The sequence below is a fragment of the Allobosea sp. LC85 genome (genome assembly GCF_000735605.1).
GTDB lineage: Bacteria > Pseudomonadota > Alphaproteobacteria > Rhizobiales > Beijerinckiaceae > Allobosea.
This window is the reverse complement of record NZ_JPKG01000028.1, coordinates 236,610-263,375: the sequence shown is the minus strand read 5'-3', so window position 1 is coordinate 263,375 and position 26,766 is coordinate 236,610. Positions and strand designations below refer to the sequence as shown.

Here is a 26,766-nt window from a genome sequence, read left to right as displayed (position 1 = left end):
TTGGTACCGGTCAAGGCTGGAATTCTCGCCGTGCAAAGCGAACGCCAGGTCACCTGGCTTCAGGGCAAGGGCCAGATCATCTGGCGCGACGGCACACGCCAGCCTGTATCTTACAGTTTCGAAACATCCCGGAATGCAAACGGCGGGTGCCGTGGGCATTTCGAGCTCGATCTGCGCCGGATCCCAACCTTGCTGCTCTCCTATGAAATCAGGCTGATCTGCGAGGACGGGCATGTCGTGAACCTCGCGATCACCGACCATTGCAGCGATGGGGCTACCTTCGTTGGGAGCCTGCTCGATGAGCGCTGCGAGAGCGAGGAGTTGCTCCATGACCAGTGACTATAAGGAAGGTGATGTGATCAGCCTGAGTTTGGGCTTCCGCGACAGATCCGGCGTCGGAAACTACCAGATCATCCGGGTGCTGCCGGCCAGCGAAAACGGACAGCGACAATACCGGGTGCGAGGCTCCGATGGCCATGAGCGGGCGATCGAAGAGCACCAGATCCGGGCCGGCGTCACGCAGAAGAGCCTTTTCGGCAATCTGAAATAATCGGAAGAGCCGGGGCCGGCCGCGGAGAACGGCTGAAGGCCCTGGCGCTAAGCGCGGTTGCCCCCTTGCCTTCAGAAGCACGCAGCCCTGGCGTGACGGGCATAATGCCAGCGAGCGCGTCCTGCTCTGCGGCAGGCCCTTTCGTGGCGACATGCCCGAAACAGGGCCTGAGCGCGATGGTCGCGCTCAAACAATCTCGGAAACGAGCTTGGCGATCAGGCTGTTGGAGAGGATCACGGGCAACTTCGCCGCTTCCGTTCAACCTGAGCCGACGTGGGGGTAAGATGTTGGCGGTGGAAGGCTGCGTTGATCGGGTCAAGATCGCCTTCGACGAGCCAGGCATCCGGGAGCGGCACCTCGATCTCGAAGGACTGGCCGTGAGAAAGCCTGTCTACAACGCATTGATCCAAAGCACCCGCGTCCGGCCTTCCACCCCATTGGCGAAGCGGTGTGGGCGCGAGGACAGGAAGCGAAAGCTGTCGCCCTCCTGCAGCGTCCAGCTTTCGCTCTCGACGTTGAGCACCATGGCACCCTGCGTAACAAGTCCGGCTTCCTCGCCGTGATGGGTGTAGGGTTCTTCGCCGGTGCTGGCGCCGGGCTCCATCTCGACCAAATAGACGTTCAGTTTCGAGCCCTCTGAATGGGGCGTCAGCAGCTGCTTGCGGATGCCTGAACGCCAGAGTTGGAGTTCGCTGCGCTCCGAGCCGCGCACGATCGTCGCCGCCTGACCGTCGGGCGTTCCCATGGCCGGAAAGAGAGTGCCGAGGCTGACGCCGAGTGCGTCCGCTATGCCAGCGAGTACGCGCAAGGTCGGTGAGGAAAGGCCACGCTCGATCTGGCTCAGGAAGCCGATCGATAGATTGGTGCGGGCCGCCAGATCCACGAGGGAGAGCCGGCGCGCGCGCCTGAGTCTGCGCAAGCCCGCGCCGATCTCCTGATCGACTGGTTGGCTGTTTCCGGTAGCGGCTGGGGCGCTCATGATTTCTCCATCTTCGCCCATATTTCATGCACATGAAATTACTTGCGAGCAAGATCATCCTATGCTCGTATCTTCACGCACGTGAAAATTACGGCCGGACGCGCAGCAAGCACACCGAAAACGAGGGGATATCGTGATGGAACGTCGGACCTTTCTGTCGATCCTGGCCGGAAGCGCGCTGGTCGGCGCCTTCTCGCCAGCCCGGGCACAAGCCGTTCTGAAAGTGGGCTCGACCCCGACCGGAAGCCCCTTCACCTTCCTCGACACCAAGACAAACACGATCGAGGGCGTGATGGTCGATCTCATCAAGGAGATCGCCAAGACCGCCGATTTGAAAATCGAGGTCGAGGGCATGCAGTTCTCCACGCTGATCGCGTCGCTGACCAGCAACAAGATAGATCTGATCTCGGCAGCGATGTACATCACCGCCGCCCGCAAGGAGGTCATCGACTTCTCCGATCCGATCTACACCTATGGTGAAGGCCTGCTGGTGCCGAGCTCCGACACCAAGGACTACAAGGAATTCGCCGACATGAAGGGCTATACGGTCGGTGCCCAGATCGGTACCGCCTATGTCGATGCGCTGCAGAAGACCGGCCTTTTCGCCGAGGTGAAACTCTACAAGACCTCGCCCGACATTCTGGCCGATGTGAACGCCGGCCGTATCCAGGCCGCCTTCGCCGACCAGCCGATCATGGCCTACACCTTGAAACAGGGACAGTTCCCGCAAGTGCGGCTGGTGAAGTCCTACAAGCCGATGATCACCGGCTCGGTCGGCATCGGCGTGCGCAAGAGCGACGGTGAACTGCTGAAGAAGATCAACACAGCGCTTGCCAAGCTCAAGGCGGATGGCAGCGTCGACAAGATCCTGGCGAAATGGGGCCTCGAATAGGCCCGGGCCGCGACCGGCGTCACAGGGCGCCATTTCGTTCTGCGAGCCGCCGCTTGCGGCTTGCCCTGCTCAGTTTCTGACCCGTTCGAGCCCCATGCAGAACTTCATGCGGGACGCCGCACAATTCATGCCTCTCCTGCTGCAGGGGCTGAAATTCACGATTCTTGTCACGGCAGGCTCGCTGCTGCTGTCGTCGCTGCTTGGCCTCGTCTGGGCGCTGATGCGCGTCTCCGGCATCGCCTGGCTGGCCATGATCGCCAAGCTCGTCGTCAACACGCTACGCGGCATCCCGATCCTGGTGCAGCTCTTCTATCTTTATTTCGTCATGCCGGAGTTTGGCCTCAGGCTGACCGCGTTGGAGGCCGCGATCCTGGGGCTCGGGATCGCCTATTCGGCCTATCAGTCCGAGAATTTCCGTGCCGGTATCGAGGCCGTCGACCACGGACAGATCGAGGCGGCACAATCCATCGGCATGGGCTGGGGCCTGATGATGCGCCGTGTCGTGCTGCCGCAGGCGATCAAGATCATCCTGCCGCCCTACGGCAACATCATGATCATGATGCTGAAGGATTCGTCGCAGGCCTCGACCATCACCGTAGCCGAACTGACCCTGCAGGGTAGCCTGATCGCCTCCTCCACCTTCAAGAACATGACGGTCTACACGCTGGTCGCGCTGCTCTATCTTTCGATGAGCCTGCCGCTGATCGCTTTCGTCGGCTGGCTCGAGCGGCGCTTCGGCAAGGGGACGAAACGATGAGCCCCGCGATGATCGAACTCGGCTCCGTTACCAAGAGCTTTGGCACGCATCAGGTGCTGAAGGGAATCACGGCAAGCGTCGAGAGAGGCGAGGTCGTCTGCCTGATCGGGCCGTCTGGCTCCGGAAAATCGACCATCCTGCGCTGTATCAATGGGCTGGAAGCCTATGACGGCGGCCTTGTCCATATCGACGGTGTCAAGGTCGATCGCGATGCCTCGTCGATCGTCGGCATCCGCACCTCGATGGCGATGGTCTTCCAGCGCTTCAACCTGTTCCCGCACCGCACGGCGCTCGAGAACGTCGTCGAGGGGCCGATCTATGTGAAGAAGGAGCCGGCTGCAGAGGCGACGGCGCGCGGGCGCGATCTGCTCGCCCGCGTCGGGCTTGCCGCCAAGATCGACGCCTATCCAGCTCAGCTCTCGGGGGGACAAATGCAGCGCGTCGCCATTGCGCGTGCGCTCGCCATGCAGCCCAAGGCCATCCTCTTCGACGAGCCGACTTCGGCGCTCGATCCCGAGTTGGTCGGCGAGGTGCTGGAGGTGATGAAGAGTCTGGCGGAAGAGGGCATGACCATGTTGGTCGTCACCCACGAGATGGGTTTCGCACGCGAGGTGGCTGACCGCGTGCTCTTCCTCGATCAGGGCGTCATCGTCGAGGAAGGGTCGGCACGCGAGCTGCTCTCCGCCCCCCGCAATCCCCGCACCCAGGATTTCCTGCGCCGCGTCCTGCGGCCGATCTGAGGAATGCCCGCGCCATGGCCGAACCCTTTCCGCTCGCCCCCTCGCTCTGGCACGCTACGGCTCCGGCTGCCTCACCGACGCCGCCGCTCGCAACCGATCGACATGCCGACATCTGCGTCATCGGTGGCGGTTATGCCGGGCTTTCCGCGGCACTGCATCTGGCCGAAGCCGGTGCGTCGGTCGTCCTGCTGGAAGCGCAAGAACCTGGCTGGGGCGGCTCGGGTCGCAATGGTGGTCAGGTCATTCCCGGAATCAAATACGATCCGAGTGAGATCCGGGCCAAGTTTGGTCCTGAAGCAGGCAGGGCCCTCATCAATTTCGTTGGCTCCACCGCCGATCTGGTCTTCGCTCTGATCGAGAAGCACAAGATGGAGGTGCCGCATCGCCGCGCTGGCTGGATTCAGGGCGCACATACGCCGGCGATGGTGGAAGCCGTGAAGCGCCGTGCCGAGGAATGGGCGGACGAGGGTGCCGAAACGGCGTTCCTCGACCGCGACGAGGTGTCCCGTCTGCTCGGCACGGATCGCTATCTCGGCGGTTGGATGGACAGGCGCGGCGGCGGCGTGCAGCCGCTCGCCTATGCGCGCGCCCTCGCCAGGGCAGCAATTGGCGCCGGCGCTGTCCTGCACGGCCGGAGTCCGGTCAACAGCTTGCAGCGCAAGGATGAGAGCTGGATAGTGCGAACCACCCAGGGAGCCAGCGTGACGGCTGGGCGCGTGGTGGTCGCCACCAATGGCTATACCGGCGACCTGATCCCCAAACTGCGCCAGACGGTGATCCGGCCGAACTCCTTCATCGTCGCGACAGAGCCATTGTCGGACAACCTCGCCGGCACGATCCTGCCCGAGGGCCAGGTGACATCGGACACGCGGCAGCTGCTGCTCTATTTTCGCAAGGATCACACCAACCGCCTGCTGATGGGCGGGCGCGGTCCGTTCCGCGAACCGCACGATGCCAGTGACTGGGCTCATCTTGAACGTGTTGTCGCCAAGATGTATCCGCAGACCAAGGGGCTGCGCTTCGACTATCGCTGGTGCGGGCGCGTGGCGCTGACCCGCGATTTCCTGCCCCATCTGCATGAGCCGGAGCCCGGCCTGCTGATCGATATCGGCTGCATGGGGCGCGGGGTCGGCCTGCAGACCGCTATGGGCAAGGCCATGGCCGGTTATCTGGTGAGCGGCGACAGCGCCCTGCTGCCCTTTCCTATCGTGCCGATCAAGCCGCTGCCGTTGCATGCGCTGAACGAGCTTTATGTCTCGGCGATCATCACCTGGTACCGGATGACCGATGGCGGCATGAAGGACAAGGCGGCGTAGTCGTGCCGTCTCTCCGGCGGCGGCTGTACGCGGGGTTGCCTCCTTGCCTTCGAGCAAGGCTCAGTCCTGACGCGAGGACGAGCATGATAGGCGCCTTGTCAGCGAGCCGGTTTCGCTCTTCCGCATCCTGGTTCGTTGCTGCGGTGCCCGAGGTAGGGGCCCTGCGCGAGGGCCGTGCTCAGACAATCTCGGAAACGAGCTTGGCAATCAGGCTGTTGGAGAGGATCACGGGCAACTTCGCCGCTTCTGCGGCCTCGCGGCGATGGGCCTCGACGAAACCCATGCAGTCCATCAGGAGGAGCGTGGCACCGCGCTTGGCGAGGTCGCTGGCCGCCTCGGCCAGGTTAGGGCCGGACCCGCCATAGGGCGAGGCCGCAGCATAGAGCGGGCTGCGATCAAGCCTGGCCCATTTGCCGGCCTCGCTTGCGATCTGTTCGGCGAGCGGCACGATAATGCCGAGTTGCGCGCCCTGGGTGAGGGCGGCGACCGTTGGCGGCAGGATACGGTCAGGTTCGATCAGTTTTGCCTCGTCTGCTGCCAGGGTCTCGAAATGGCCCGTGCAGAGCATCAGGATCGTGCTGCAGCCCTCGGCCTCCAGCATGGCGATCTTGGCCTGCGCCGCAGCTTCGGTGCGGCTCCTGTCGATAATGACTGAACTGCCGTCGATCAGTTTCGTGATCAGCACCGCAGCTCCGGCGCGAGGGGAGAAGTCGCGTTCGATGTCGGCCTTGCTCAGCCCGTCCAGCACACCAGCATGGCGGCGCGGCAGGTCGGAGCCGATCACCGCGTCAAGGATGGGCGTGATGTCGGAGCGCGGGGCCTGGCCGATGGTCAGGGTTCCGAGTTTGCGCATGGCGCGACCCTCCAGTGTCCTATGGGACGCCCGTGCCGTTTCCGACACGGGCGCTTGGATCACGCTGCGTTTGGACGAAATCGTCCAAACGCAGAAAACGTGATCGATTGCGAAAAACCGTTGCCACTTTTTCGCAGCATGCTCTGGATCATCGATCGGATCTCGTATCCGGTCCGATGATCCAGCCTTCGGTGTTCGCATCGGCTTTCCCGAAAACCGCAAGGCACTTTTCGGGCCGATGCTCTAGCGCCTGAAGTTCTTGATCACCGAGTCGAAGAAGCTGAAGATCGCGTCTCCGGCGATGATGCCGGCGGCGAAGACCTCCATGTCCCCTTCGCCTGTGCTGCCGCGCAGCTTCTCCCAGACCAGCCGGCAGGCGATGCCGGCCAGGACGGCCCAGCCCGCCATCGGGAAATTGATCAGCAGGCCGGTGGCGAAGAGCACGCCGATCTGGCGCTTGGGGCCGCCGATCAACTGCAGGATCGCGCCCGGGATCGCCCAGAGGAAGAGCTGCCAGGCGACGCCTGGCGCCACGCCTGCCTTGATCGTCGCGGCATAGACCTTGTTCACCGGGGCGACGAGGTTCTGGTCGAAATAGGACTGGTAGGAGACCAGTACGACCGCACCGGCGATGACGAAGGCGAACATCGCAGCAAAAAGCTGCTGCCGGCGGCCGTCGCGTTCGAAGACCGGATCGGCGCCGTTGCCGCGCAGGATGTAGCCGGCCTTCAGATCATAGCCCATGTCGGCGAAGGCAGGCCCCGTCGCGGCGGAGAAGCCGACCAGCAAGGCAAGCGCCGGCATCGGGAAGCCGATCAGCATGCCGATGATCAGCGTGATCAACGCGACGGCAAAGGCGGGGAACCAGCCAGAATGCATCGCGGCGAGGCCGACGATGAGCTCATGCACATAGGCGGCAAAGGCCGCATAAAGCACGAACAGGATCAGCATCCCGATCGACATATCGCTCATCAGGCCGCCGACCAGCGCGATGAAGACCGCGATCGCGAGATATGCGACGGTGCCAAGTCCGAGCGCGCGCTTGACCTCCGCATCCGAGACGCCGGAGGCGGCTTCGGCCAGCTTTTGGGCTTCGCTGCGCCTGAACAGAAGCTGCGCGACCTGAAACAGGGCGACCAGTCCTGCACCGATCATGAAGCCGTGCGGGATATAGGCCGCCATCAGATCGCCCTTCGGGATGATGTCGGCGAAGAGCGGGCCGCCGAAGAGCTGGCTGGAATAGCCGCGCAGCAGCAGACCGACGCCGAACATTGAGAGCGCCCAGATATTGCCGATGAAGGCGACGCCGAAGGCGGACATCGGAATGCCGGAAACCGCCGTCGAGCCGACAAAGCCGATGGCCGCGAGCGGAACCTTGACGAAGGAGACCAGGATGCCGGTGACGAAGCCGACCCCCATCAGCACAGCCTTTCGCCCGCCCTCGTCGCCGGCCTTGATCGCCTCGGCGGCGGCAACCCCCGGGGGCCAGGCACCGGTCGCCGGAAACACCCGGGAATCGAACATCCGGTAGAGCAGGTAGGCGTCGAGCAACATCGCGGCGAAGGCGCCTGCCAGCATCGGCAGCACCAGATCCGAGCGACCGAGCAGGAAGGGGATGCCGATCGGCAGGAGCAGGCTGTTGGCAGCACCGAATGTCGCGGACGAGATGGCGCTCTGAGCCAGGTTCTGAACGTGGATCGAGCGATAGCGCGTGAACATCGCCACCGGCACACGTGCAAGCGCCATGGCGGCGAGCGCGCCAATCAGCGATGTGTTCGCCGTGATGCCCAGGGACACCAGAAGCTGCATGCCAATGATCGCGCCAAAGACGCAAAGAATGGCGATCAGCACCAGTGTCCCTGGCTCGAACAGGCTCGGGTGCCGCTGAGGCACTCCCTGCGGTTGGTCCATCATGCCTCAGTCCCCGTTATTGGCCCCTGCAGGGGCGGATGTGCTCGTTGATCTCAGCCGTCAGGCAACAAGGATGCCGGCCTTTGCCTCGCCGACGTCCTGCGTTGCATGGCTGGTCTGCACCCCGTAATCACGCTTGGCTGCGTCCGGCGAGACGAGGCCGAGTGCGATGTCGCGGGCGATGGCGTCACGTGAGCGCTCCGACGCCGCGCCGTAGCCCGCACCACCAGCGAGCACGAGCTCGACGATCTCATGCGGGTGCTTGACCTGGACGAGGTCGCCCGTCCCGACATCCTTGAGGACATGGCCCTGCTCATCGATGACACGCCCCGATGCTCCGCCGCCCGCCTTGCCGCCGAACAGACCCGGGATCGGGTTGTTGACGCCCTCCGGATAGAGCGAGACGAGGGTCGGGAGACCATCGTCGGAGAGCTTGCGCAGGCGGACGCGCTGGCCGAGGCCGCCGCGATGCTCGCCGGCACCGCCGGAGTCGGTGAGATAGGTCTTCTCGACGACGAGCACCGGCACGCGAGCCTCGAAGGTCTCGATCGAGGTGTTGGCGGCCGAGGTCGGGTAGAGAAGGCCGGACTTGCCGTCGCCATGGGCCGAGCCGCCCTGGCCGCCGCCGACGAAGAGCATGTCGGAATAGGTGTCGCCTGCCTGGTCCCGGCCGTAGACGCTCGCCGCCACGGGCAGGCCGGTGAAGGCCTGGACCTGGTTCGGCGCAGCCTGCGACAGGGCGCGGAAGATGTTCGGCGCGATGTACCAGCCGGTGCGCGTCCGCAGGTTGACCGCGAGCGGCTTGTCGCAGTTCAGGATCGAGCCCTTCGGCGCGTCGATCGAGAAGGCGCGGTAGCAGCCGGCATTGCCGCGGACATTCGGCGTCAGCATGCATTTCAGCGGGTAGGTCGCATGCGCCATCGTGTAGTTCAGCGTGCAGTTGAGCCCGCCCTGCGGCAGCTGCGGCGGTGCGCCGTCAAAGTCGAGATGGATCGTGTCGCCCTTGACGGTCAGCGCCAGTGGATAGGTCATCGGCGTGCCGAGCGGGTTGTTCGAAACCGTGCCGTGATAGGTCCCGTCCGGCAGCGCGGCGATGGCCTCGCGCATGGCCCGCTCGGAACGATCCTGCACCACCGAGGCGAGGGCGCGCAGATCCTGCATGCCGTAATCGCTGAGGAAAGACTGCAGGCGCTCGGCGCCGATCGCATTGGCGGCGACGAACGAGTGCAGATCGCCGAGAACCTGCTCGGAATTGCGGACGTTCTCGCCGAGCAGGCGAACCAGCGTCTCGTTGATCCGGCCAGCCTCGTAGAGCTTCATCGGCGGGATCTGGAAACCTTCCTCATAGATCTCGCGGGCCCTGAGGCTGTCCTTGGTGCCGCCGATGTCGGAGACATGGCCGACCGTGCCCATCAGGCCGACGACGCGATCGCCGAGGAACACCGGCGTAACCACGGCGATGTCGAAGAGATGGCCGGCGCAGAGCCAGGGATCATTGGTGATCAGAACGTCGCCGGGCTTCAGGGTATCGGCGGGATAGCGCTCCAGCAGCGCCTTGACCGCACGCGGCAGGGTCAGGTTGAACACCGGCATGGCGCGGGGAGAGTGCGCCAGCGTCTCGCCCTCGGGGTCGAGCAGCTCGCAGGCAAAATCCTGCGCCTCCGAGATCACCAGCGAGAAGGCCGTACGGCAGACGGTCAGCCACATCTCCTCGACGACGTTGACGAGGCGGCTCCACATGATCTCCAGCGAGATCGGGTCGGCTTCGATCCGGCGCGCGGCCTCGGCCAGCGGCATGTCGGCGCTGATCGTGGTCTCGGCAGCGCTGGCACGCCCGACGCTGACCAGCAGGTTGAGCACCTCGTCGATCGCGACCGTATCCCCGGGAGGAACGATGGTGGTCGCCTCGCGCTCCTCGATGATCGCGGGGCCGCTGATGGTGTCGCCCGGTCGCAGGGCGTAGCGATCATAGACGGTCGCTTCGCTCCAGCCGTTTTCGAACCAGGCCTGCCGGGTACCCTTCACCTTGGTGCCGGCGTCGCCGCCGCCGGCCGCCCCGGAGAGCGAGAGGCTCGGCACCGGACCGGCGCAGCGGACGCGGAAGTTGATCGCCTCGAGACGGGCGCCCTCGTAGACCGAGGTGTAGCGCGCCGAATAGGTGGTAGAGAAAGCCGTGCGGATGGCGTCCAGGCTCGATGTATCGATCGTGCCGGCCGGCAGGGTCACGGCGATGTCATGCATCTGGCCGACGAGGCGCATATCGGCCGAGCGCTCGACGGTGATGTCGGCGGGCTTCACGCCGGCCTCGATCAGGTGCTTGCGGCCCTGGGCCTCGAGCTCGCTGAGCACCGCGTTGACGGACTTGGCGTCAAAGCCTTCCGAGAACTCGACCGGCAGCGACTGCACCATGTCGAAGGAGAGCGGGGCGGCGAGGAAGCCGAGCGCCGAGGCGGCGCCGGAGGCCGGCGGAATGATGACCTGACGGACGCCGAGCACACGGGCGACATCGACGGCGTGGGCCGGGCCGGCCCCGCCGAAGCCGACCATGGCGTAGTGCCGCGGATCCTTGCCCTTCTCGACGAGATGGACACGCGCCGCAGCGCCCATGCTTTCGACGACAACCTTGTGGATGCCCCAGGCCGCTTCTTCCACGGAGAGGCCGAGCGGCTCTGCGACCGAGGCAACGGCCTTGCGCGCGGCCTCGAGATCGAGCGCCATGCGCCCGCCAAGGAAGAAGCCCGGGTCATAGTAGCCGAGCACGAGATTGGCGTCGGTGACGGTCGGCTTGGTGCCGCCCATGCCGTAGCAGGCCGGGCCGGGGTCGGAGCCCGCCGAATGCGGGCCGACCTTGAGCAGGCCGACTTCGTCGATGGCGGCGATCGAGCCGCCGCCGGCGCCGATCTCGATCATGTCGATGACGGGAGCCTTGATCGGCAGGCCGGAGCCCTTGGCGAAGCGGTTGACGCGCCCGGCTTCGAGCATCGGTGCGATCTCGGCGCGCCCGTCCTCGATCATGCAGGCCTTGGCGGTGGTGCCGCCCATGTCGAAGGAAATCACGTCCTTGTGGCCGGCAAGTTCGCCGAACAAGGCTGTCGCAAGGCCGCCGCCGGCAGGTCCGCTTTCGAGCAGGCGGATCGGGAAGGTGCGGGCGGTCTCGGGTGAGACGAGGCCGCCGGCCGAATGCATCAGCCGTAGCGAGCCGGTGAAGGAGCGGGCCGAGAGTTCGCGCTCAAGCCGCTCCAGATAGCGCCGCATCAGCGGCTGGACATAGGCGTTCGCCGCGGTGGTGACGAAGCGCTGATACTCCCAGATCTCTGCGACGACCTCGCTCGACAGGGAGACCGTGAGTTCCGGGCAGGCCTCCCGGACGATCCGGCCGGCTTCCTGCTCATGAGCGGAATTGCGGTAGCTGTTCAGGAAGCAGACCGCGATCGCTTCGCAGCCGGCAGCGGCAAGCTCGCGGGCGGCAGCGCGCACCGCCGCCGCATCGAGCGCTGTCACGACCTTGCCGTCTCGGTCGATACGCTCGGCGACTTCGAGGCGAAGCTCGCGCGAGACCAGCGGCTCGGGGAAGGTCAGGAACAGATCGTAGATGTCATAACGCTGCTCGGTCCCCATTTCGAGGATGTCACGGAAGCCGCGCGTGGTGATCAGGCCGAGCTTGGAGCCCTTGCGCTCGATCACCGCGTTGGTCACCAGCGTCGTGCCATGCACGATGTCGCCGATATCGGCCAGCGTGATGCCGGCCATCTCGGTCAGTTCGCCAAGGCCGATCAGCGCAGCCTCGGACGGGTCGTGCGGCGTGGTCAGGCGCTTGTGCAGCCGAACCGACCGCTCCTGGCCGTCATAGAGGATGAAATCCGTGAAGGTGCCGCCGATATCGAAGCCGATGCGCCAACGATTGCTCATGGAGCTGTCTCCGCGATTGAGGGATGGAGGGGAATGAAGAACGGGTCCCGGGTCAGCGCCGCGATCTCGGCGGCGCCTTCTCCCAGGGAACGGATGATGGCGAGGCGCTCCTCCGGCGTGACGATCGCCGCCGGGAAGGAGATGCAGAGCGCGACTTCGTCGCCGGTGGTGGGATCGCCGACCGAAACCGAGATGGCGCGCACGCCCCGGACCGCCTCGTCATGGGATTCGGCGTAGCCCTCGCGTCGGTTGATGGCGAGGCGCGCCAGGAGTTCGTCGAGGTCCTGCGGGGCTGTGTCGGATGGCGGGACGAAACCGCCGGCATAGAGGCGGCGGACTTCGTCGTCGGGAAGGCGGGCCAGCAGGGCGCGGCCCGTGCTGGAAGCGAAGGCGGCAATACGGTCGCCAATCGACGTGACGACGCGCAGGGCGTGGCGCCCGGGATGCGCCGTGACGCCGACGATGTCGGTGCCGCGCCTCACGCTGATATAGCCGGTATGTCCGACTTCGTCCGAGATGCGTCCGACCACGGCGTCGGCCCGGTCGATCAGCGAGGCGGCGAAGCGGTAGATATGGCCGACCTGACTGAGCAACAGGGAGGGGCGGTAGCGCTTGCTGTCGCCCACCGTTTCGAGCAGCCCCTCGTCGCGCATCGCCCGCAGCAGTCGCGACGCATTGCTCTTCGGCATTCCAAGCAACGAAACCAGATCCGTCACGGTCACATCATGACGCGTGCTGGAGAAGCAACGGAGCACATCGACGGCCGCCGACAGAATGGACATCCGGCTGAGTCCAAGAGAGTTCCATAAAATGGAACTTGAGTTGCAATAATAGGAACAATATCGCGACTGACTGAAGAGTCAACAGGCGTTAAGGATTGTGTGCGGGATGCCGGCCAGTGGGGTCGCGATGGCTTTAAAGGTGCCGGATCGATGGCGGTGATGCCTTTGGGGCCGGTGCGCGTCGCTTGAAGCCGCAGGCAGTCCAAGCCGCGCTCAATCCTGCGCAGACCAAGCTTCCTCGCGTGGGGCGGGGCGCCGCCATTCCTGCTGAGGGTGCGCGCTAGGTATCGGACGATGCCGGTCGGTCCGGCCGGGGCAAACGCGACGCGTCTCCGTACGCGGGGGCAGGGCCGCCTTCGCCTGTCAGGCTCGCCCGTGCGGGGGCGGCAGAAATCAGCCTAAAGCATCGGCCCGAAAAGTGGATTGCGGCTTTCGGAAAAGCCGATGCAAACACAGTAGGTTAGATCATCGGACCGGATACGGTAACCGGTCCGATGATCTAGGCGGGCTTGCGTGCGGAGATCAGGAAACGGTTCTGTGCCGCGCGTTCGAGGCGCTGGAAGAGCGGCATGAATCGCCCCTGGGCGCGGTGGATCGAGCCAAGGTCTCGGTCGACGACGATGTCCTCGAAGCCGGCCTGATTCAGCAATTCGGCGACGGCATCGGGGCGACACCCATCAGAGAAATAGACACGCGACAGGATGCTTGCATGGGTATCGGCATAGGGCGGGGGAGGCGGCACATTCCTGCTCAGGCGCCTGGCAAGCCGTGCGAGCCATTTGAGCAGCCGCCTGTCCGGAGGGGTGTTGATGGTGTCCGCATCGATGATCGCGACGCGCCCGCCGGGTTTGAGCACCCTGTGCCATTCGGCGAAGGCGACCGGCGGGTCGGGCAGCGTCCAGACGAGATGCCGGGTGACCACTGCATCGTAACTGTCCGAGGGCTCCAGCGTATTCTCGGCATCGCCGAGGAAGAGCTTGATCGGTCCTTTGCCCGAGACCTTGGCGCGGGCACGCGTCAGCATGGCCTCGGAGAGATCGAGGCCGGTCACTGCGAAGCCGAGTTCCGACAGCAGCAGCGAAATCACGCCGGTACCGCAGGCCAGGTCGAGCGCCCGGCGTCCCTGATCGGTGCCAAGGTGCCGCGACAGAAGCGCGAGCCATGCGCGCCGCTCGTCGAGGGAAAAGATCTCATGGCCCGGCGTCGTATCGAATGTCTCCGACCTGATGGACCAATAGTCCCGGATTTCATCCTTCAGGTTGCGATTTGCGATCATGGTCGACATCGATCATTCGCCTTGTCTTCGTCCGTTTCCGGCACCTTTCACCACGCCGCGCAGCGCCTCACAAGCTTTTCCTTCAGCGCGTGCCTTGTTGTATTGCGAGGCATCGGCTTGATCTTCAGTTTAGAATTCTTTTAATGAAATAGATTGGATGTATTCTAAAAGATATTTCTTGACCGACCTTGTGCCATTTCCTACGAGCCGCGCAGTTCACGCGAGGCTTAGGGTGGTGTCATGGCATTGCTTCATAGATTTATTAGAGCAGCGACCCTGACCATTGGCCTCATGGCGTCGGCGTTGCCTGCGTTCGCGGAGAAGGTCAGGGTCACAGATGTTCTCGGCCGGGCGGTCGAGGTCAACACGCCGGTCGAACGTGTGATCCTGGGCGAAGGGCGACAGATGTATTTCGTCGCCGCGCTCGACAGGGATGATCCGTTCAAGCGTGTCGTCGGCTGGCGGGACGATCTGCCGAAAGCGGACCCAGACAGCTACAAGGCCTATCTCGCCCGCTATCCCGCCATTGCCAAACTGCCGAATTTCGGCGGCATGAAGGAGGGCGCATTCGATGTCGAGCAAGCGATAGCGCTGAAGCCCGACGTCCTCTTCCTCAATGTCGAGGCGAAGGTCGCCAGCGACGAGGCCAAGCTTGTCGAGAAACTCGCCTCCGTCGGCATTCCTGTCGTCTACGTCGATTTTCGTGAGAAGCCGTTCCAGAATACCGAACCCTCCATGCGACTGATCGGCAAGCTCTTCGGCAAGGAGGCGCTCGCGGAGGACTTCATCACGTTCCGGGCCGAGCAGATCTCGCTGGTGACGGACCGTCTTGCCAAGGCTGCCGCACTGAAGCGGCCGATCGTGATGATCGAGCGCGCCGGTGGCTATTCCGACGATTGCTGCATGTCATTCGGCAACGAGAATTTCGGCAAGATGGTCGAGATCGCCGGGGGCAAGAATTTTGCCGCCGACCTGATCCCGGGGACCTTCGGTACGGTCAATCCCGAGGCAATCGTCGCGGCCAATCCCGATGTCGTCATCGTCACCGGGGGTAACTGGGAGGCCTATGTCCCGGGTGGGGCCTGGGTCGGTCTTGGACCCGGCGTCGACCTGATCGAGGCGCGCCGCAAGCTCGCTGCGCTGTCGCGTCGGCCCGCATTCGCCCAGACCGCTGCCGTGAAGAACGGCCGTGTCCACGGCATCTGGCACCAGTTCTATAACAGCCCCTACCAGTTCGTCGCGATCCAGGAGATTGCGAAGTGGCTGCATCCTGACCTGTTTGGGGATGTCGATGCCGATGCCACGCTGAAGACCCTGCATGAGCGCTTTCTGCCCTTGCCTTATCAGCCCGGCTACTGGGTGACCGTCGAGGCGAAGGGGTGAGTGAGATCGGCATGACCGGCGCTGCCGCCGAGGCGGTGCGCGAGAATGGGGCGCGGTCGAGCTACCGCGCCCTGAACGCGCGCCGGCGCATGATCCTCGCCGGACTTTTCCTGCTGCTGCTGCTGAGCTTCATCGCCGATCTGATGATCGGTCCGGCCCGCTATGCGGCTTCGGATGTCGTGCGTGCATTGGTGATGCCGGACAGCGTTCCGGTGGCCGTGCGCGTCGTGATCTGGGATATCCGATTGCCGGTGGCCCTGATGGCGGTTGTGACGGGAGCGTCGCTTGCCATGGCGGGTGCCCAGATGCAGACGATCCTCAACAATCCGCTCGCTAGCCCGTTTACCCTTGGGATATCGGCTGCCGCCAGCTTTGGCGCGGCACTCGCACTCGTGTTCGGCGTCGCCATCCTGCCGTTCGCTGTCGATTATATCGTGCCGCTGAACGCCTTCATTGCCGCGATGGGGGCGGCCATGCTGATCCATGTGCTCAGCCAGTCCCGCGGTGTGACGACCGAGACGGTGATCCTGCTCGGCATCGCCCTGGTCTTCACCTTCAATGCCCTGCTCGCATTGCTGCAATTCTTCGCTTCCGAGCAGGCGCTCGGCGCTGTCGTCTTCTGGATGATGGGGAGCCTGACCAAAGCAAGTTGGCACAAGCTTGCGATCACCAGTGCGGTGGTTGTCCTGTGCGTGCCCCTGTTCATGCGCCGCGCCTGGGCCCTCACCACGCTCCGCCTCGGTGACGAGAAGGCGGCGAGCTTCGGCATCGATGTCAGGCGGCTGCGGCTGGAGATCATGCTGCTGGTCAGCCTGCTGGCGGCTGTGCCCGTGTCCTTCGTCGGCACGATCGGCTTCATCGGCCTCGTCGGTCCGCATATCGCCCGCATGGTGATCGGCGAGGATCAGCGCTTCTTCCTGCCGGCGTCTGCGCTTGCCGGTGCCGCGATCCTCTCGGCATCCTCGGTCGTCAGCAAGTCGCTGATACCTGGCCTCATCTTCCCGATCAGCATCGTAACGGCGCTCATCGGCGTGCCGTTCTTCTTCAGCTTGATCCTGACCAATCGGAAGCGGTCATGGTAGTTGGCTTGCAGCTTCGCGATGTCGGCGTCCGCTACGGCCGCAAGGTCGTGCTGAGCGAGGTGACCACGCCGCTGCTCAGCGGAGGCGAGGTCATTGCCGTGATCGGCCCGAACGCAGCCGGCAAGTCGAGCCTGTTCCGGCGGATTGCCGGCCTTGTGCCGGGTCCGGGCGAAGTCAGCATTTCCGGCGACAGTTCCGTGCCCGGGCGTCGCGCGCCTTTGTCCTGCTACCTGCCGCAGGATACGGCGGTGAACGCAGTGCTCACGGTCTATGAGTCGATCCTGCTGGCCTTCAAGCAGGGCGGGACATGGTCGGTCAGCGATGACGAGCTCAAGCGGATCGATCGTGTGCTGCGCGATCTCGAGATCGAGGACCTCGCCTTCAGGGGGCTTGGGGAGCTCAGCGGCGGCCAGCGTCAGCTGGTTTCGATTGCCCAGACGCTGGCGCGCGAACCGGACATCCTCCTGCTCGACGAGCCGACGAGTGCGCTCGATCTGCATCGCCAGTTCGAGGTGCTGTCGCTCGTGCGTCGACTGGCGCGCGACCGAGGCATCTGCGTCCTGATCTCGATCCACGACCTCAATCAGGCGTTGCGCGTTGCCGACAGGGTCCTCGTCCTGGCCAAGACGCGCCTGGTCGCGCTCGGCGCGCCGCGCGAGATCGTGACGCCGTCGCTGCTGGACGAGGTCTATGGCGTCAGGGCGCGTGTCGAAGGCCTGTCGAGCGGCGAGCCCTATGTCGTCGTCGAGGGGTCCACGCGCCACGCCGCATAGAGATCGGTCGTCCGATCCCGTGTTCTGTGGGAGATGGCGGACGCTTCCCTCGGCACGTCCCCACGTGGCTGAAAGCCCATCGACGAGGGTGCTCGCAGTGCTCCCTTGACGCCTCGCGGCTTGGGCAAGTTCTTGCCCGGATAGAATCCTGCGCTGGCCGCATGACGCGATCGTGCACATGCTTCTTGCCGGTTGGCCGCGCTCGGCGTTTGGTCGCAACAGCGAGACGCACGTTTGCGCCGAGACCGATCCGGATGATCGGCCGCGCGGCGGCATGGGCAGGAAAGAGCCAGGAGCAGGATATGACCGATCAACAGAACACTGCCGAGATCTGGCGGTTGGCGGATGCCAAGAGCCCGGCTTTTTTCGAGCTTAGCGACCGCGTCTGGGCCATGCCCGAGCTGAACTATCAGGAGGAGCGATCGGCCGCCGAACACGCCGCGATGCTGGAGAAGGAGGGCTTCCGCATCGAGAAGGGCGTCGCCGGCCTTCCGACGGCGCTGATCGGCGAGTCGGGCGAGGGCGGTCCCGTCATTGCGATCCTCGGCGAATATGACGCGCTGCCCGGCTTGAGCCAGGAGGCCGGCGTCGCCGAGCAGCGCCCGCTCGTGTCGGGGGGCAATGGCCATGGCTGCGGCCACAACATGCTCGGCTCGGCCTCGCTGCTTGCTGCGACCGCTGTCAAGGACTGGCTTGCTGCGAACGGCATCAAGGGACGTGTGCGCTATTACGGCTGCCCAGCCGAGGAGGGCGGCTCGTCCAAGGGCTTCATGGTGCGCGCCGGGCTGTTTGACGATGTCGATGTCGCCATCTGCTGGCATCCGGCCTCATTCACCGGTGTCAGCAAGCCGATCTCGCTTGCCTGTGTCGAGGTCGAGTTTACCTTCCGGGGGCGTGCCTCCCATGCCGCTGCCTCGCCGCATCTCGGTCGCAGCGCGCTCGATGCGGTCGAGTTGATGAATATCGGCGTCAACTACATGCGCGAGCACATGCCGAGCGATGCGCGCGTCCATTACGCGATCATCGACGCCGGCGGCATTGCGCCGAATGTCGTGCAGGCGCAGGCGACTGTGCGTCATTTGATCCGCGCCCGGACGCTCAGCGAGATGTGGGACCTGGTGCGCCGGGTAAAGGCCATCGCCGATGGCGCGGCCCTGATGACGGAGACCACCGTCGTTGCGCAGCAATTGTCGGGCGATGCCAATCTCGTCGGCAACCGTCCGCTCGAGGAGGCCATGCACGCCAACCTCATCCGACTCGGCGGGCCTGGTTTCGATGCCGCTGATCGCGCCTTCGCGGCAGAGTTCCAGAAGACCTTCTCGAAGGAGGATATCCGCGCCTCCTATGGCCGCTTCGGTCTGCCGGTGCTGGAGGGTGAATCGCTCAGCGACGACATCTATCCGCTGGACTATGTCGCCGCCCTTTCCGTGGGGTCCACCGATGTTGGAACGGTGAGCTGGGTCGTTCCAACCGTGCAATGCCGCGTCGCCTGCTATGCTGTGGGCACGCCCGGACATTCCTGGCAGCTGGTTGCCCAGGGCCTCGCGCCGGCGGCGCATAAGGGGCTCTCGCTTGCGGCCAAGGCCATGGCCGGCGTCGCGGTCGATGTCCTGTCCCAGCCGGCGCTGCTCAAGGCGGCCAAGGCTGACTTCGCCGCGTTCCGCGCCGAGAACCCGTTCCAGAACCCGATCAGCGACGATATCGAACCGCCGCTCGACATGGCGGCTCACTGAGCGGGCATCGGGCCACGAGCGATTCTGGCTATGCAAGGATCGCCCGGACAAACGTCCGGGCGATGATGTTCGAAATGGCACCGGAGCTCCGGATCGATCGGTGCGGGCGCTGCCGTGCCACCACTGTGCGAGGAGTGCTCAGACCTCGGCCGCATCCAGCCGCCGATAGAGGGGCAGTGCCAGCGGCGCGATCCGGCGCACGATCGCTCGGAACGGCTGGGGCCTTGGCTCGGACAAGGGCAGACCGAGCGTCTCGATCGCCGTGCCTTGCGTCGCCCTCGCAAGCTCGCGACCGAGCGAGATGGACAGAGCCACGGCCCGGCCATTGCAGCCGACCCAGGCAAAGCCGTCCGGTCCGAGACGGTGGATGCGCGGATAGCCCGGCACCTGCGGCTGGAGCAGATTGTCGGGCGTCATGCCGACATAGCCCGACCAGACATAGTCGAATTCGACATCGCCCAGCTGCGGCCAGAGTCTTTTCAGCCGCGCTGCGATCTGCGGCCGCAGATTGACACCGCCATCGCCCGGCAGCACGGCCGCGCCGCCGGTGACAAGACGGTTGCGGGCGTCCCAGCGGGCGAAATAGAGCTCGCGATGCGTGTCCGACATCGCCTGGCGGCCCGGGATGACGGTCTTGGCGATGTTGTCGCTGACCGGCTTTGTCGCCATCTGCCAGGACAGGACCGGGATGACCTCGTTGGCGATCTCGGGGGCGAGATCGCGTTCGAACTCACCGGTATAGGCATTGGTCGCCAGCACAAGCGCGCGAGCGGTGACCGTGCCGCGCGCGGTCTTCACGGTCCAGCGGCCATTTGCATGGCTCATCGACGTGGCTGGCGAACGCGCATAGATGGTCGTGCCGAGCTTCAGCGCGACCTCGGCCAGTCCGCGGGTCAGCGCGAGCGGATTGATATGACCGCCGGTGCGGTTCCAGAAGCCGCCGAACCAGGCATCCGAGCCGAGCATCACCGCCGCAGCGGCCCGATCGAGCAGTTCGACCGGCGCCCCGATCGCCGACCATTCGCGCACACGCTTCTCGGCGAGCTTGAAACGGCCGGGCGAATGGACGGGCTGGATCCAGCCGGCCTGTTCCGCCTCTGCTGGTATGCCGTATTTCCGCACGAGGTCGAACAGGTACTGGGCACTGTCGCGCAGCACCGCGTTGAAGCGTTCGCCGGCTTCGCCATGGCGTTTCACCATCGCCGAGGGATCGTGGCCGGCGAGCGTCGGGATGACTTGGCCATTGTTGCGCCCCGAGGCGCCCCAGCCGGGCTCAGCCGCTTCCACGATCGTGACGTCGACGCCGCTCTCGCGCAGATGGATCGCAGTCGAGAGGCCGGTGAAGCCGGCACCGATCACCACGACATCGGTTTGAACATCCCCGTCGAGCGCACCGAGCACAGGGCCGGGCTGGGCAGTGGCGGCCCAGAGAGAGGGCGGCCAGGCGACGGAGGGCGAAGCGGTCATCGGTGGCGGTCTTTCGCAAGGCGGGGTGGTCAAAGCGCGTTTGGCAGGAGCTTTGCGCATACTTGCCGCCAGGACCGCCCGCTCGCAAGTAGGTTGGTTCCAGCGATTTACCTGGTGGAGAACAGTTTTCTATTTTTCTTGCTGACGACGAACAAAATCTACCAAATTTAGGCTTTCTCTCTCGGGTTGTTGAAAACACTATTCTCCGGACGCTATGTGTGCCGCGCAGCGGGGGCTGCTGGAATCGTCACCTCGAAGTGGTTGCGCCCCTCTGTTCATTCGGATGAACTCCGCTTCCGTTGGGTTCTTGGTCAAAGGGGGCGTCATGTCGCTCAAGCACATTCTCGGTCTCGATCATGTCGTCGTGACCGTCAGCGATCTCGACGCTTCTGCCCGGCAATGGGAGCGCCTCGGCTTCACCGTCTCGCCGCGTGGCACCCATTCGCCGATCCTGGGGACCGGAAACTACACGATCATATTCGGAGAGGATTATCTCGAGCTGCTTGGTGTGCTGACCGAGACGGATCAGAACAAGCCGACCCGCGACTATCTGAAGAACCGGGAAGGTCTTGAGCGCGCTGCTTTCACGACGGACGACGCCGCTGCCGGCGCGGCTGAACTCAAGAGCGGTGGCCTCGAAGCCCTGGGTCCCGTGCATTTCGGCCGCCCGGTGGATCTGCCGAATGGCGGGACGGGCGAAGCAAAGTTCAATGTCTTCCGCTGGCCGCTGACCGAGAGCCCCGGTGGCCTGCGCATCTTTGCCTGCCAGCACTTGACACGCGAGACGGTCTGGCTCCCTGAGCTCCAGAAACATGCCAACGGCGCGAGCCGCATCGTCCGGGTCGAGGTCCTCGCTGCTGATCCGAAGGCGTCCGCCGGGCATCTCAGCCGGTTGATCGACGAGCCTGCGCGCGCGCAGGATGACGGCTGGCTGGTGCCGTCGGGCGGCAAGCGGGCCGATTTCCTGTTCTATGATGCGGCCGGTTTTGCGCGGCGCTATCCTGATGCGGTGCGGATCGGTGCGGCGCCTGCCGGGGCAACCGCGATCGTCCTGGCGAGTGCCGATCTCGACGGCGCTGTCAAAGCGCTGGGCTCGCTCGCGGTGCGCCACGGCAGCGCCGTCAGCGTGCCGGCCGATTCCGCCAATGGCGTGATTGTCAGCTTCGTGCCGTGACGGGAGCCTTGGCTCCCTTGAGAACAGCCTGATGGCCGGATCATCGTGAAGTCCGGCTCTGCCCTTATCGAACACCGGACCCAGGAGGTCTCCATGGACATGACCCGCCGCGCCGCGCTGCTGACAAGCGCCGCCATCGCTTCCAATGTGCTGTTTCCGATGCGGTCCTTCGCCCAGGAGACGCCGCGCAAGGGCGGGGTCTTCACCGTCCATTACGGTGCCGAGCAGCGCCAGCTGAACCCGAGCCTGCAGGCCTCGACCGGCGTGTACATCATTGGCGGCAAGATCCAGGAACAATTGGTCGATCTCGATGCCAGCGGCCAGCCGGTCGGCGTGCTCGCCGAGAGCTGGGAGGCTGCGCCCGACGGCAAGACGATCACGTTCAAGCTGAGACCGGGCGTGACCTGGCATGACGGCAAGCCCTTCACCTCCGCCGACGTGCAGTTCACGGCGATGGAGATGTGGAAGAAGATTCTCAACTACGGCACCACGCTGCAGCTCTTCCTCATCGCGGTCGATACGCCCGACCCGCTGACGGCGGTGTTCCGCTACGAGCGCCCGATGCCGCTCAACCTGTTGCTGCGCGCGCTGCCCGATCTCGGCTACATCTCGCCGCGCCATCTCTACGAAGGCAAGGGCGACATCCGCCAGAACCCGGTCAATCTCGCGCCGGTCGGCACGGGGCCGTTCAAGTTCGCGCAATATGAGCGGGGCCAGCACGTCATTGCCGACCGCAACCCGAACTACTGGCGCGCCAACGCTCCCTATCTCGACCGGATCGTCTGGCGCGTGGTTACCGATCGCGCTGCCGCCGCCGCCCAGATGGAAGCGGGGCAGATCCACTACAGCCCGTTCTCGGGCCTGACGATCTCGGATTCCGCCCGTCTCGGCAAGGATCCGCGCTTCATCGTTTCGACCAAGGGCAACGAGGGCAACGCCCGCACGAACACGATCGAGTTCAATTTCCGCCGCAAGGAACTCGCGGATATCCGGGTCAGGCGCGCCATCGCGCATGCGCTCGACATCCCGTTCTTCATCGAGAATTTCCTCGGCGATTTCGCCAAGCTCGGTACAGGCCCGGTACCCTCCGTCTCGACCGATTTCTACCCGGCCGATAACGGCCCGCAATATCCCTTCGACAAGGCACGTGCCGCGAAGCTGCTCGACGAAGCCGGATTCAAGGCCGGTGCCGGCGGGACGCGCTTCTCGGTACGCCTGCTGCCGGCTCCGTGGGGCGAGGACATCACGCTCTTTGCCACCTTCATCCAGCAGTCGCTGGCCGATGTCGGCATCAAGGTCGAGATCGTGCGCAACGACGGCGGCGGCTTCCTGAAGCAGGTCTATGACGACCACGCCTTCGACCTGGCTACCGGCTGGCACCAGTACCGCAATGATCCTGCGGTCTCGACGACGGTGTGGTATCGCTCCGGACAGCCCAAGGGTGCGCCGTGGACCAATCAATGGGACTGGACCGATCCGACGATCGACAAGATCATCGACGACGCGGCGACGGAGGTGGATCCGGCGAAGCGCAAGGCGCTCTATGGCGACTTCGTGCGGCGCGCCAATACGGAGCTACCGATCTGGACGCCGATCGAGCAGATTTTCCTGACGGTGATCAACGCCAAGGCCCGCAACCACTCCAACACGCCGCGCTGGGGCTCGAGTTCCTGGCACGATCTTTGGCTGGCGGAGTGACGCTTCCACCAACCTCCGCAGTCGAAACCGGCCAGTTCCCATGCGCGTACTAGCTCTTGCGGGGCGGCGTCTTGCCGCCTCGATCCCGACCCTGATCCTGATCCTGATCGGGGTGTTCCTGCTGCTGCAATTCGCGCCGGGCGATACGGTCGATGCGATGATGGCGCAAATGGGCGGGGGCGATGCCGCCACCGCCCGCCAGCTGCGCGAGTTCTACGGGCTCGATCTCTCGGTCTGGGCCCAGCTCGGCAATTATCTCTGGCGGCTGGTCAGGCTCGATCTCGGCTTCTCCGCGATCTACGGCAAGCCGGTCGTGACCGTGATTGCCGAGCGGCTGCCGGCGACGATCCTGCTGATGAGCGCCTCGCTCTCCTTCGCCTTCTTCTTTGGGCTGATCTTTGGGGTGATCGCGGCGCGCGGCGTCAACAGATGGCCGGATACGCTGATCTCGACTCTCGGGCTGATCTTCTACGCCATGCCGACCTTCTGGTTCGGGCTGATGGCGATCGTCGTGTTCTCGATCTACCTGCAATGGCTGCCGGCTGGAGGTTTCGAGGACATCACGGTCAGCCTTACCGGGCTGCGTCGGACGCTCGACATCGCCCAGCATCTCATCCTGCCGACCCTGACGCTCGGCCTGTTCTACATGGCGATCTATCTGCGCATCATGCGCGGCTCGATGCTCGAGGTGCTCAATCTCGATTTCGTCCGCACCGCGCGCGCCAAGGGCATGGATGAGACGCGGGTGGTGGTGCGGCACGTCCTGCGCAACGCGCTGCTGCCGATGGTGACGCTGATCGGCCTGCAGGCGGGCACGATGCTGGGCGGTTCGGTCGTGGTGGAGAGCGTGTTCTCGCTGCCGGGACTTGGGCGGCTTGCTTATGAATCGGTCGTGCAGCGCGATCTCAACACCTTGCTCGGCATCATCTTCGTCTCGGCGCTGCTGGTCATCGCGGTCAATTTCATCGTCGACCTGCTCTATGCCCGGCTCGATCCGCGCATCACGGCGGGAGCTTGAGCCATGGAGTTCGCAAAGCTCTATTTCCGCAGTCCGTCGGCCGTCATCGGCCTGCTGCTGCTCATCCTTGTCCTGGCCATGGCGGCGACGGCTGACTGGCTCTATCCGCGCGATCCGCTCGCCCTCGCCGGGCGGCCGCTGATCTGGCCCTTCAGCAATCCGCGCTTCCTGCTCGGGACCGACAATTCCGGCCGCGACATCGCCGCGCAGATCTTCCATGGCGCACGCATTTCGCTGCTGATCGGCCTGGTCGCGACCGTCATCTCGGTCATGATCGGCATCACGATCGGCGCCTTCGCCGGTTATTACGGCAGCTGGGTCGACACTGCACTGATGCGCGTGACCGAGGCCTTCCAGACATTGCCGAACTTCCTGTTGCTGCTCGTGCTCGTCGCCGTGTTCGGCTCGACCATCACCACGGTGACGGTCGCCATCGGTATCGTCTCATGGCCGGCTTCGGCGCGGCTGACGCGCGCCGAGTTCCTCTCGTTGCGCAACCGCGAGTTCGTGCAGGCGGGCCGCACGCTCGGGCTGAAGGACATCAAGCTGATCTTTGGCGAGATCCTGCCGAACGCGCTGCCTCCCGTGATCGTCTATGCCAGCGTCGTGATGGCGGTCGCGATCCTGCTCGAGAGCGCGCTCGCCTTCCTGAAGCTCTCCGACCCCAACGTCGCCTCCTGGGGCAACCTGATCGGTGCAGGGCGCGATGTGCTGCGCGTGCAGTGGTATGTCTCGGCCATTCCCGGCATCGCCATCCTCGTCACCGTGCTCGCCGTCTCGCTGGTCGGGCAGGGCCTCAATGACGCGCTCAATCCGAGGCTGAAGAGCCGATGACCCCGATTCTTGTCCTCGATGATGTCAGCGTGAAGCTGCCGGCCGGCGCCGACAGGTCGCACGCGATGGCGAATGTGTCGCTCTCGCTGGCGGCCAATGAGATCCTCTGCGTCGTCGGCGAATCCGGCTCCGGCAAGTCGATGACGGCCAATGCCATCATGCGGTTGCTGCCGGGCGGGGTCGCGATCGACGGTGGGCGCATCCTGTTCGAGGGTCGCAATCTTGCCGATGTGAGCGAGGCCGAGATGCGCAAGGTGCGCGGCGCCGGCATCGCCATGATCTTCCAGGAGCCGATGACCGCGCTGAACCCCCTGCGCAGCATTGGCGACCAGATCGGCGAGATGTTCGAGATCCATACGGATCTGCCGGCCGGCGAGATTAGGACGCGGGTCCTTGCCCTGCTCGAAGAAGTGCGGATTCCCGATCCGGCGTCGGCGATCAAGGCCTATCCGCACGAACTCTCGGGCGGCCAGCGCCAGCGCGCCATGATTGCCATGGCGCTCGCGCTCGATCCCAGGGTGCTGATCGCCGACGAGCCGACGACTGCGCTCGACGTCACCACCCAGGCGCAGATCCTGGAACTCATACGCGACCTGCAGCGGCGCAAGGGCACGGCCGTGCTGTTCATCACCCATGATTTCGGTGTCGTTGCCGAAATCGCCGACCGCGTCGCGGTGATGAGCCAGGGCCGCGTGGTCGAAGAGGGTACGGCCAGTGCGGTGCTGGACAACCCCCGGCACGCCTATACGAAGCAACTGATCGCGGCAGTGCCGCCGCTGAAGGCTCCGCCTGCGCGCCCGCTGTCCAGCGATCCGATCCTGACCATAGAGCACGTCTCGAAGACCTATCGCACCGGGGGATTCTTCGGTCGCGGCCAGCGTATCACTTACGCGGTCAAGGATGTTTCGCTGGTGCTGCCCAAGGGCGGCACGCTCGGCATCGTCGGGGAATCCGGTTCCGGCAAGTCGACATTGGCGCGTTGCCTCGTGCGCCTGATCGATCCCGAGAGCGGCGAAATCCGGCTGAACGGCCGCGACCTCGCCTGCCTGACGCGCGAGCAGATGCGGGCCGAGACGCGTCATATCCAGATGGTCTTCCAGGATCCGTTTGCCTCGCTCAACCCACGCCGCAAGGCGGGGGAAGCGGTCGCGCAAGGGCTCATTGTTCACGGCATGCCGCGTGCGCAGGCACTGGCGCGCGCCAAGGAACTCTTCGGGCTCGTCGGTCTCGATCCTGCTGCGGCCGAGCGCTATCCGCATGAGTTCTCGGGCGGCCAGCGCCAGCGGATCGGGCTTGCCCGTGCATTGGCTCTTGAGCCGGAGGTGCTGGTGGCGGACGAGCCCGTCTCCGCGCTCGACGTTTCGGTGCAGGCGCAGGTGCTGAAACTGCTGGCGGAACTGCGCCAGCGCCTGGGCCTGTCGATCGTCTTCATCACCCATGACCTGCGCGTGGCGGCGCAGGTCTGTGATCTTGTCGCTGTCATGAAGAGCGGAGAGGTCGTGGAGGCCGGGCCGATCGGCGCTGTCTTCGGCAATCCGCAGCACCCTTATACCCAGGCGCTGCTCGCCTCGATTCCAGGGCGCGAGTTCGGGCTGGAGCGGCGGGCCGAGCGGCAGGAGGGCTGACCTTCTCAGACGTC

22 protein-coding genes are annotated in these 26,766 nt (G+C 64.8%); 15 read left to right on the top strand and 7 right to left on the bottom strand.

Features of this window, described 5'->3' with window-relative positions:
* Positions 1-30: 30 nt before the first annotated feature.
* Both FG93_RS14810 and FG93_RS14805 read left to right on the top strand, forming a co-directional pair.
* Positions 31-339 carry a hypothetical protein gene (locus FG93_RS14810; protein WP_152579443.1) on the top strand — a complete coding sequence of 103 codons (309 nt, stop codon included), beginning with the start codon at positions 31-33 and terminating at the stop codon, positions 337-339.
* Complete coding sequence (locus FG93_RS14805; RefSeq protein WP_043235516.1) at positions 329-550, top strand: hypothetical protein; 222 nt, start codon at positions 329-331, stop codon at positions 548-550. The genes FG93_RS14810 and FG93_RS14805 overlap by 11 nt, the downstream gene beginning before the upstream one ends.
* 391 nt (positions 551-941) lie before the next feature.
* Here the strand turns inward: FG93_RS14805 and FG93_RS14800 are convergent, their stop codons facing one another.
* On the bottom strand, positions 942-1,529 hold the full coding sequence (locus FG93_RS14800) for a helix-turn-helix domain-containing protein (RefSeq protein ID WP_244448622.1): 588 nt from the start codon (positions 1,527-1,529) through the stop codon (positions 942-944).
* A 136-nt stretch (positions 1,530-1,665) separates the two neighbouring features.
* Between FG93_RS14800 and FG93_RS14795 the strand changes: the two genes are divergently transcribed.
* The 4 genes from FG93_RS14795 (at position 1,666) to FG93_RS14780 (ending at position 5,234) form a co-directional block, all read left to right on the top strand.
* Positions 1,666-2,421 carry an ABC transporter substrate-binding protein gene (locus FG93_RS14795; RefSeq protein ID WP_043235514.1) on the top strand — a complete coding sequence of 252 codons (756 nt, stop codon included), beginning with the start codon at positions 1,666-1,668 and terminating at the stop codon, positions 2,419-2,421.
* Between the two features lie 94 nt (positions 2,422-2,515).
* Positions 2,516-3,178: an amino acid ABC transporter permease gene (locus FG93_RS14790; RefSeq protein WP_043235511.1), complete on the top strand. Its 663-nt coding sequence runs from the start codon at positions 2,516-2,518 to the stop codon at positions 3,176-3,178.
* A gap of 8 nt (positions 3,179-3,186) precedes the next feature.
* Complete coding sequence (locus FG93_RS14785) at positions 3,187-3,918, top strand: amino acid ABC transporter ATP-binding protein (RefSeq protein ID WP_043235510.1); 732 nt, start codon at positions 3,187-3,189, stop codon at positions 3,916-3,918.
* Positions 3,919-3,932: 14 nt separating this feature from the next.
* Complete coding sequence (locus FG93_RS14780) at positions 3,933-5,234, top strand: FAD-binding oxidoreductase (RefSeq protein WP_043235508.1); 1,302 nt, start codon at positions 3,933-3,935, stop codon at positions 5,232-5,234.
* A 178-nt stretch (positions 5,235-5,412) separates the two neighbouring features.
* On the opposite strand, the gene FG93_RS14775 is transcribed toward FG93_RS14780, so the two are convergent.
* From FG93_RS14775 to FG93_RS14755, 5 genes are all read right to left on the bottom strand, one after another.
* Positions 5,413-6,087, bottom strand: a complete 675-nt coding sequence (locus FG93_RS14775; RefSeq protein ID WP_043235507.1) for an AroM family protein — start codon at positions 6,085-6,087, stop codon at positions 5,413-5,415.
* A gap of 243 nt (positions 6,088-6,330) precedes the next feature.
* The gene (locus FG93_RS14770; protein WP_152579442.1) at positions 6,331-8,001 is read right to left on the bottom strand and encodes an OPT/YSL family transporter; all 1,671 of its coding nucleotides are present in this window, start codon (positions 7,999-8,001) and stop codon (positions 6,331-6,333) included.
* 57 nt (positions 8,002-8,058) lie between these two features.
* The gene (locus FG93_RS14765) at positions 8,059-11,907 is read right to left on the bottom strand and encodes a hydantoinase B/oxoprolinase family protein (RefSeq protein WP_043235506.1); all 3,849 of its coding nucleotides are present in this window, start codon (positions 11,905-11,907) and stop codon (positions 8,059-8,061) included.
* Positions 11,904-12,689, bottom strand: a complete 786-nt coding sequence (locus FG93_RS14760; RefSeq protein WP_043235504.1) for an IclR family transcriptional regulator — start codon at positions 12,687-12,689, stop codon at positions 11,904-11,906. The genes FG93_RS14765 and FG93_RS14760 overlap by 4 nt, the downstream gene beginning before the upstream one ends.
* Positions 12,690-13,188: 499 nt before the next feature.
* Positions 13,189-13,974 carry a class I SAM-dependent methyltransferase gene (locus FG93_RS14755; protein WP_043235502.1) on the bottom strand — a complete coding sequence of 262 codons (786 nt, stop codon included), beginning with the start codon at positions 13,972-13,974 and terminating at the stop codon, positions 13,189-13,191.
* Between the two features lie 231 nt (positions 13,975-14,205).
* On the opposite strand from FG93_RS14755, the gene FG93_RS14750 reads away from it, so the two are divergent.
* The 4 genes from FG93_RS14750 to FG93_RS14735 all read left to right on the top strand — a co-directional run bounded on the left by FG93_RS14750 (position 14,206) and on the right by FG93_RS14735 (position 18,936).
* Positions 14,206-15,348: an ABC transporter substrate-binding protein gene (locus FG93_RS14750; protein ID WP_043235500.1), complete on the top strand. Its 1,143-nt coding sequence runs from the start codon at positions 14,206-14,208 to the stop codon at positions 15,346-15,348.
* Positions 15,349-15,359: 11 nt separating this feature from the next.
* Complete coding sequence (locus tag FG93_RS14745; protein ID WP_043235499.1) at positions 15,360-16,430, top strand: iron ABC transporter permease; 1,071 nt, start codon at positions 15,360-15,362, stop codon at positions 16,428-16,430.
* Positions 16,424-17,203: an ABC transporter ATP-binding protein gene (locus FG93_RS14740; RefSeq protein WP_043235497.1), complete on the top strand. Its 780-nt coding sequence runs from the start codon at positions 16,424-16,426 to the stop codon at positions 17,201-17,203. The genes FG93_RS14745 and FG93_RS14740 overlap by 7 nt, the downstream gene beginning before the upstream one ends.
* A gap of 302 nt (positions 17,204-17,505) precedes the next feature.
* Entirely contained in the window at positions 17,506-18,936 is a 1,431-nt protein-coding gene (locus FG93_RS14735; RefSeq protein WP_043235653.1) for a M20 family metallopeptidase, read from the top strand.
* 138 nt (positions 18,937-19,074) lie between these two features.
* On the opposite strand, the gene FG93_RS14730 is transcribed toward FG93_RS14735, so the two are convergent.
* Positions 19,075-20,403: an FAD-binding oxidoreductase gene (locus FG93_RS14730; RefSeq protein ID WP_043235495.1), complete on the bottom strand. Its 1,329-nt coding sequence runs from the start codon at positions 20,401-20,403 to the stop codon at positions 19,075-19,077.
* A gap of 325 nt (positions 20,404-20,728) precedes the next feature.
* On the opposite strand from FG93_RS14730, the gene FG93_RS14725 reads away from it, so the two are divergent.
* From FG93_RS14725 to FG93_RS14705, 5 genes are all read left to right on the top strand, one after another.
* A complete protein-coding gene (locus tag FG93_RS14725; protein ID WP_043235494.1) occupies positions 20,729-21,577 on the top strand; it encodes a VOC family protein in 849 nt (282 codons plus the stop codon).
* Between the two features lie 93 nt (positions 21,578-21,670).
* A complete protein-coding gene (locus FG93_RS14720; RefSeq protein WP_043235493.1) occupies positions 21,671-23,275 on the top strand; it encodes an ABC transporter substrate-binding protein in 1,605 nt (534 codons plus the stop codon).
* Positions 23,276-23,315: 40 nt separating this feature from the next.
* On the top strand, positions 23,316-24,293 hold the full coding sequence (locus tag FG93_RS14715) for an ABC transporter permease (protein ID WP_043235491.1): 978 nt from the start codon (positions 23,316-23,318) through the stop codon (positions 24,291-24,293).
* A 3-nt stretch (positions 24,294-24,296) separates the two neighbouring features.
* Positions 24,297-25,127, top strand: coding sequence for an ABC transporter permease (locus tag FG93_RS14710; protein WP_043235490.1), 831 nt, complete (start codon positions 24,297-24,299; stop codon positions 25,125-25,127).
* Positions 25,124-26,752, top strand: coding sequence for an ABC transporter ATP-binding protein (locus FG93_RS14705; RefSeq protein WP_052513776.1), 1,629 nt, complete (start codon positions 25,124-25,126; stop codon positions 26,750-26,752). Before FG93_RS14710 ends, FG93_RS14705 begins: the two co-directional genes overlap by 4 nt.
* The last annotated feature ends 14 nt before the right edge of the window (positions 26,753-26,766 follow it).

What these genes read in the sequence shown, in the direction of transcription:
- FG93_RS14785 (WP_043235510.1), top strand. Translation starts at nt 3,187, where the DNA reads ATGATCGAACTCGGCTCCGTTACCAAGAGCTTTGGCACGCATCAGGTG.
- FG93_RS14795 (WP_043235514.1), top strand. Translation starts at nt 1,666, where the DNA reads ATGGAACGTCGGACCTTTCTGTCGATCCTGGCCGGAAGCGCGCTGGTC.
- FG93_RS14770 (WP_152579442.1), bottom strand. Translation starts at nt 8,001, where the DNA reads ATGATGGACCAACCGCAGGGAGTGCCTCAGCGGCACCCGAGCCTGTTC.
- FG93_RS14800 (WP_244448622.1), bottom strand. Translation starts at nt 1,529, where the DNA reads ATGAGCGCCCCAGCCGCTACCGGAAACAGCCAACCAGTCGATCAGGAG.
- FG93_RS14730 (WP_043235495.1), bottom strand. Translation starts at nt 20,403, where the DNA reads ATGACCGCTTCGCCCTCCGTCGCCTGGCCGCCCTCTCTCTGGGCCGCC.
- FG93_RS14745 (WP_043235499.1), top strand. Translation starts at nt 15,360, where the DNA reads ATGACCGGCGCTGCCGCCGAGGCGGTGCGCGAGAATGGGGCGCGGTCG.
- FG93_RS14705 (WP_052513776.1), top strand. Translation starts at nt 25,124, where the DNA reads ATGACCCCGATTCTTGTCCTCGATGATGTCAGCGTGAAGCTGCCGGCC.
- FG93_RS14725 (WP_043235494.1), top strand. Translation starts at nt 20,729, where the DNA reads ATGTCGCTCAAGCACATTCTCGGTCTCGATCATGTCGTCGTGACCGTC.
- FG93_RS14765 (WP_043235506.1), bottom strand. Translation starts at nt 11,907, where the DNA reads ATGAGCAATCGTTGGCGCATCGGCTTCGATATCGGCGGCACCTTCACG.
- FG93_RS14715 (WP_043235491.1), top strand. Translation starts at nt 23,316, where the DNA reads ATGCGCGTACTAGCTCTTGCGGGGCGGCGTCTTGCCGCCTCGATCCCG.
- FG93_RS14805 (WP_043235516.1), top strand. Translation starts at nt 329, where the DNA reads ATGACCAGTGACTATAAGGAAGGTGATGTGATCAGCCTGAGTTTGGGC.
- FG93_RS14755 (WP_043235502.1), bottom strand. Translation starts at nt 13,974, where the DNA reads ATGTCGACCATGATCGCAAATCGCAACCTGAAGGATGAAATCCGGGAC.
- FG93_RS14750 (WP_043235500.1), top strand. Translation starts at nt 14,206, where the DNA reads ATGGCATTGCTTCATAGATTTATTAGAGCAGCGACCCTGACCATTGGC.
- FG93_RS14780 (WP_043235508.1), top strand. Translation starts at nt 3,933, where the DNA reads ATGGCCGAACCCTTTCCGCTCGCCCCCTCGCTCTGGCACGCTACGGCT.
- FG93_RS14735 (WP_043235653.1), top strand. Translation starts at nt 17,506, where the DNA reads ATGACCGATCAACAGAACACTGCCGAGATCTGGCGGTTGGCGGATGCC.
- FG93_RS14790 (WP_043235511.1), top strand. Translation starts at nt 2,516, where the DNA reads ATGCAGAACTTCATGCGGGACGCCGCACAATTCATGCCTCTCCTGCTG.
- FG93_RS14710 (WP_043235490.1), top strand. Translation starts at nt 24,297, where the DNA reads ATGGAGTTCGCAAAGCTCTATTTCCGCAGTCCGTCGGCCGTCATCGGC.
- FG93_RS14740 (WP_043235497.1), top strand. Translation starts at nt 16,424, where the DNA reads ATGGTAGTTGGCTTGCAGCTTCGCGATGTCGGCGTCCGCTACGGCCGC.
- FG93_RS14760 (WP_043235504.1), bottom strand. Translation starts at nt 12,689, where the DNA reads ATGTCCATTCTGTCGGCGGCCGTCGATGTGCTCCGTTGCTTCTCCAGC.
- FG93_RS14775 (WP_043235507.1), bottom strand. Translation starts at nt 6,087, where the DNA reads ATGCGCAAACTCGGAACCCTGACCATCGGCCAGGCCCCGCGCTCCGAC.
- FG93_RS14720 (WP_043235493.1), top strand. Translation starts at nt 21,671, where the DNA reads ATGGACATGACCCGCCGCGCCGCGCTGCTGACAAGCGCCGCCATCGCT.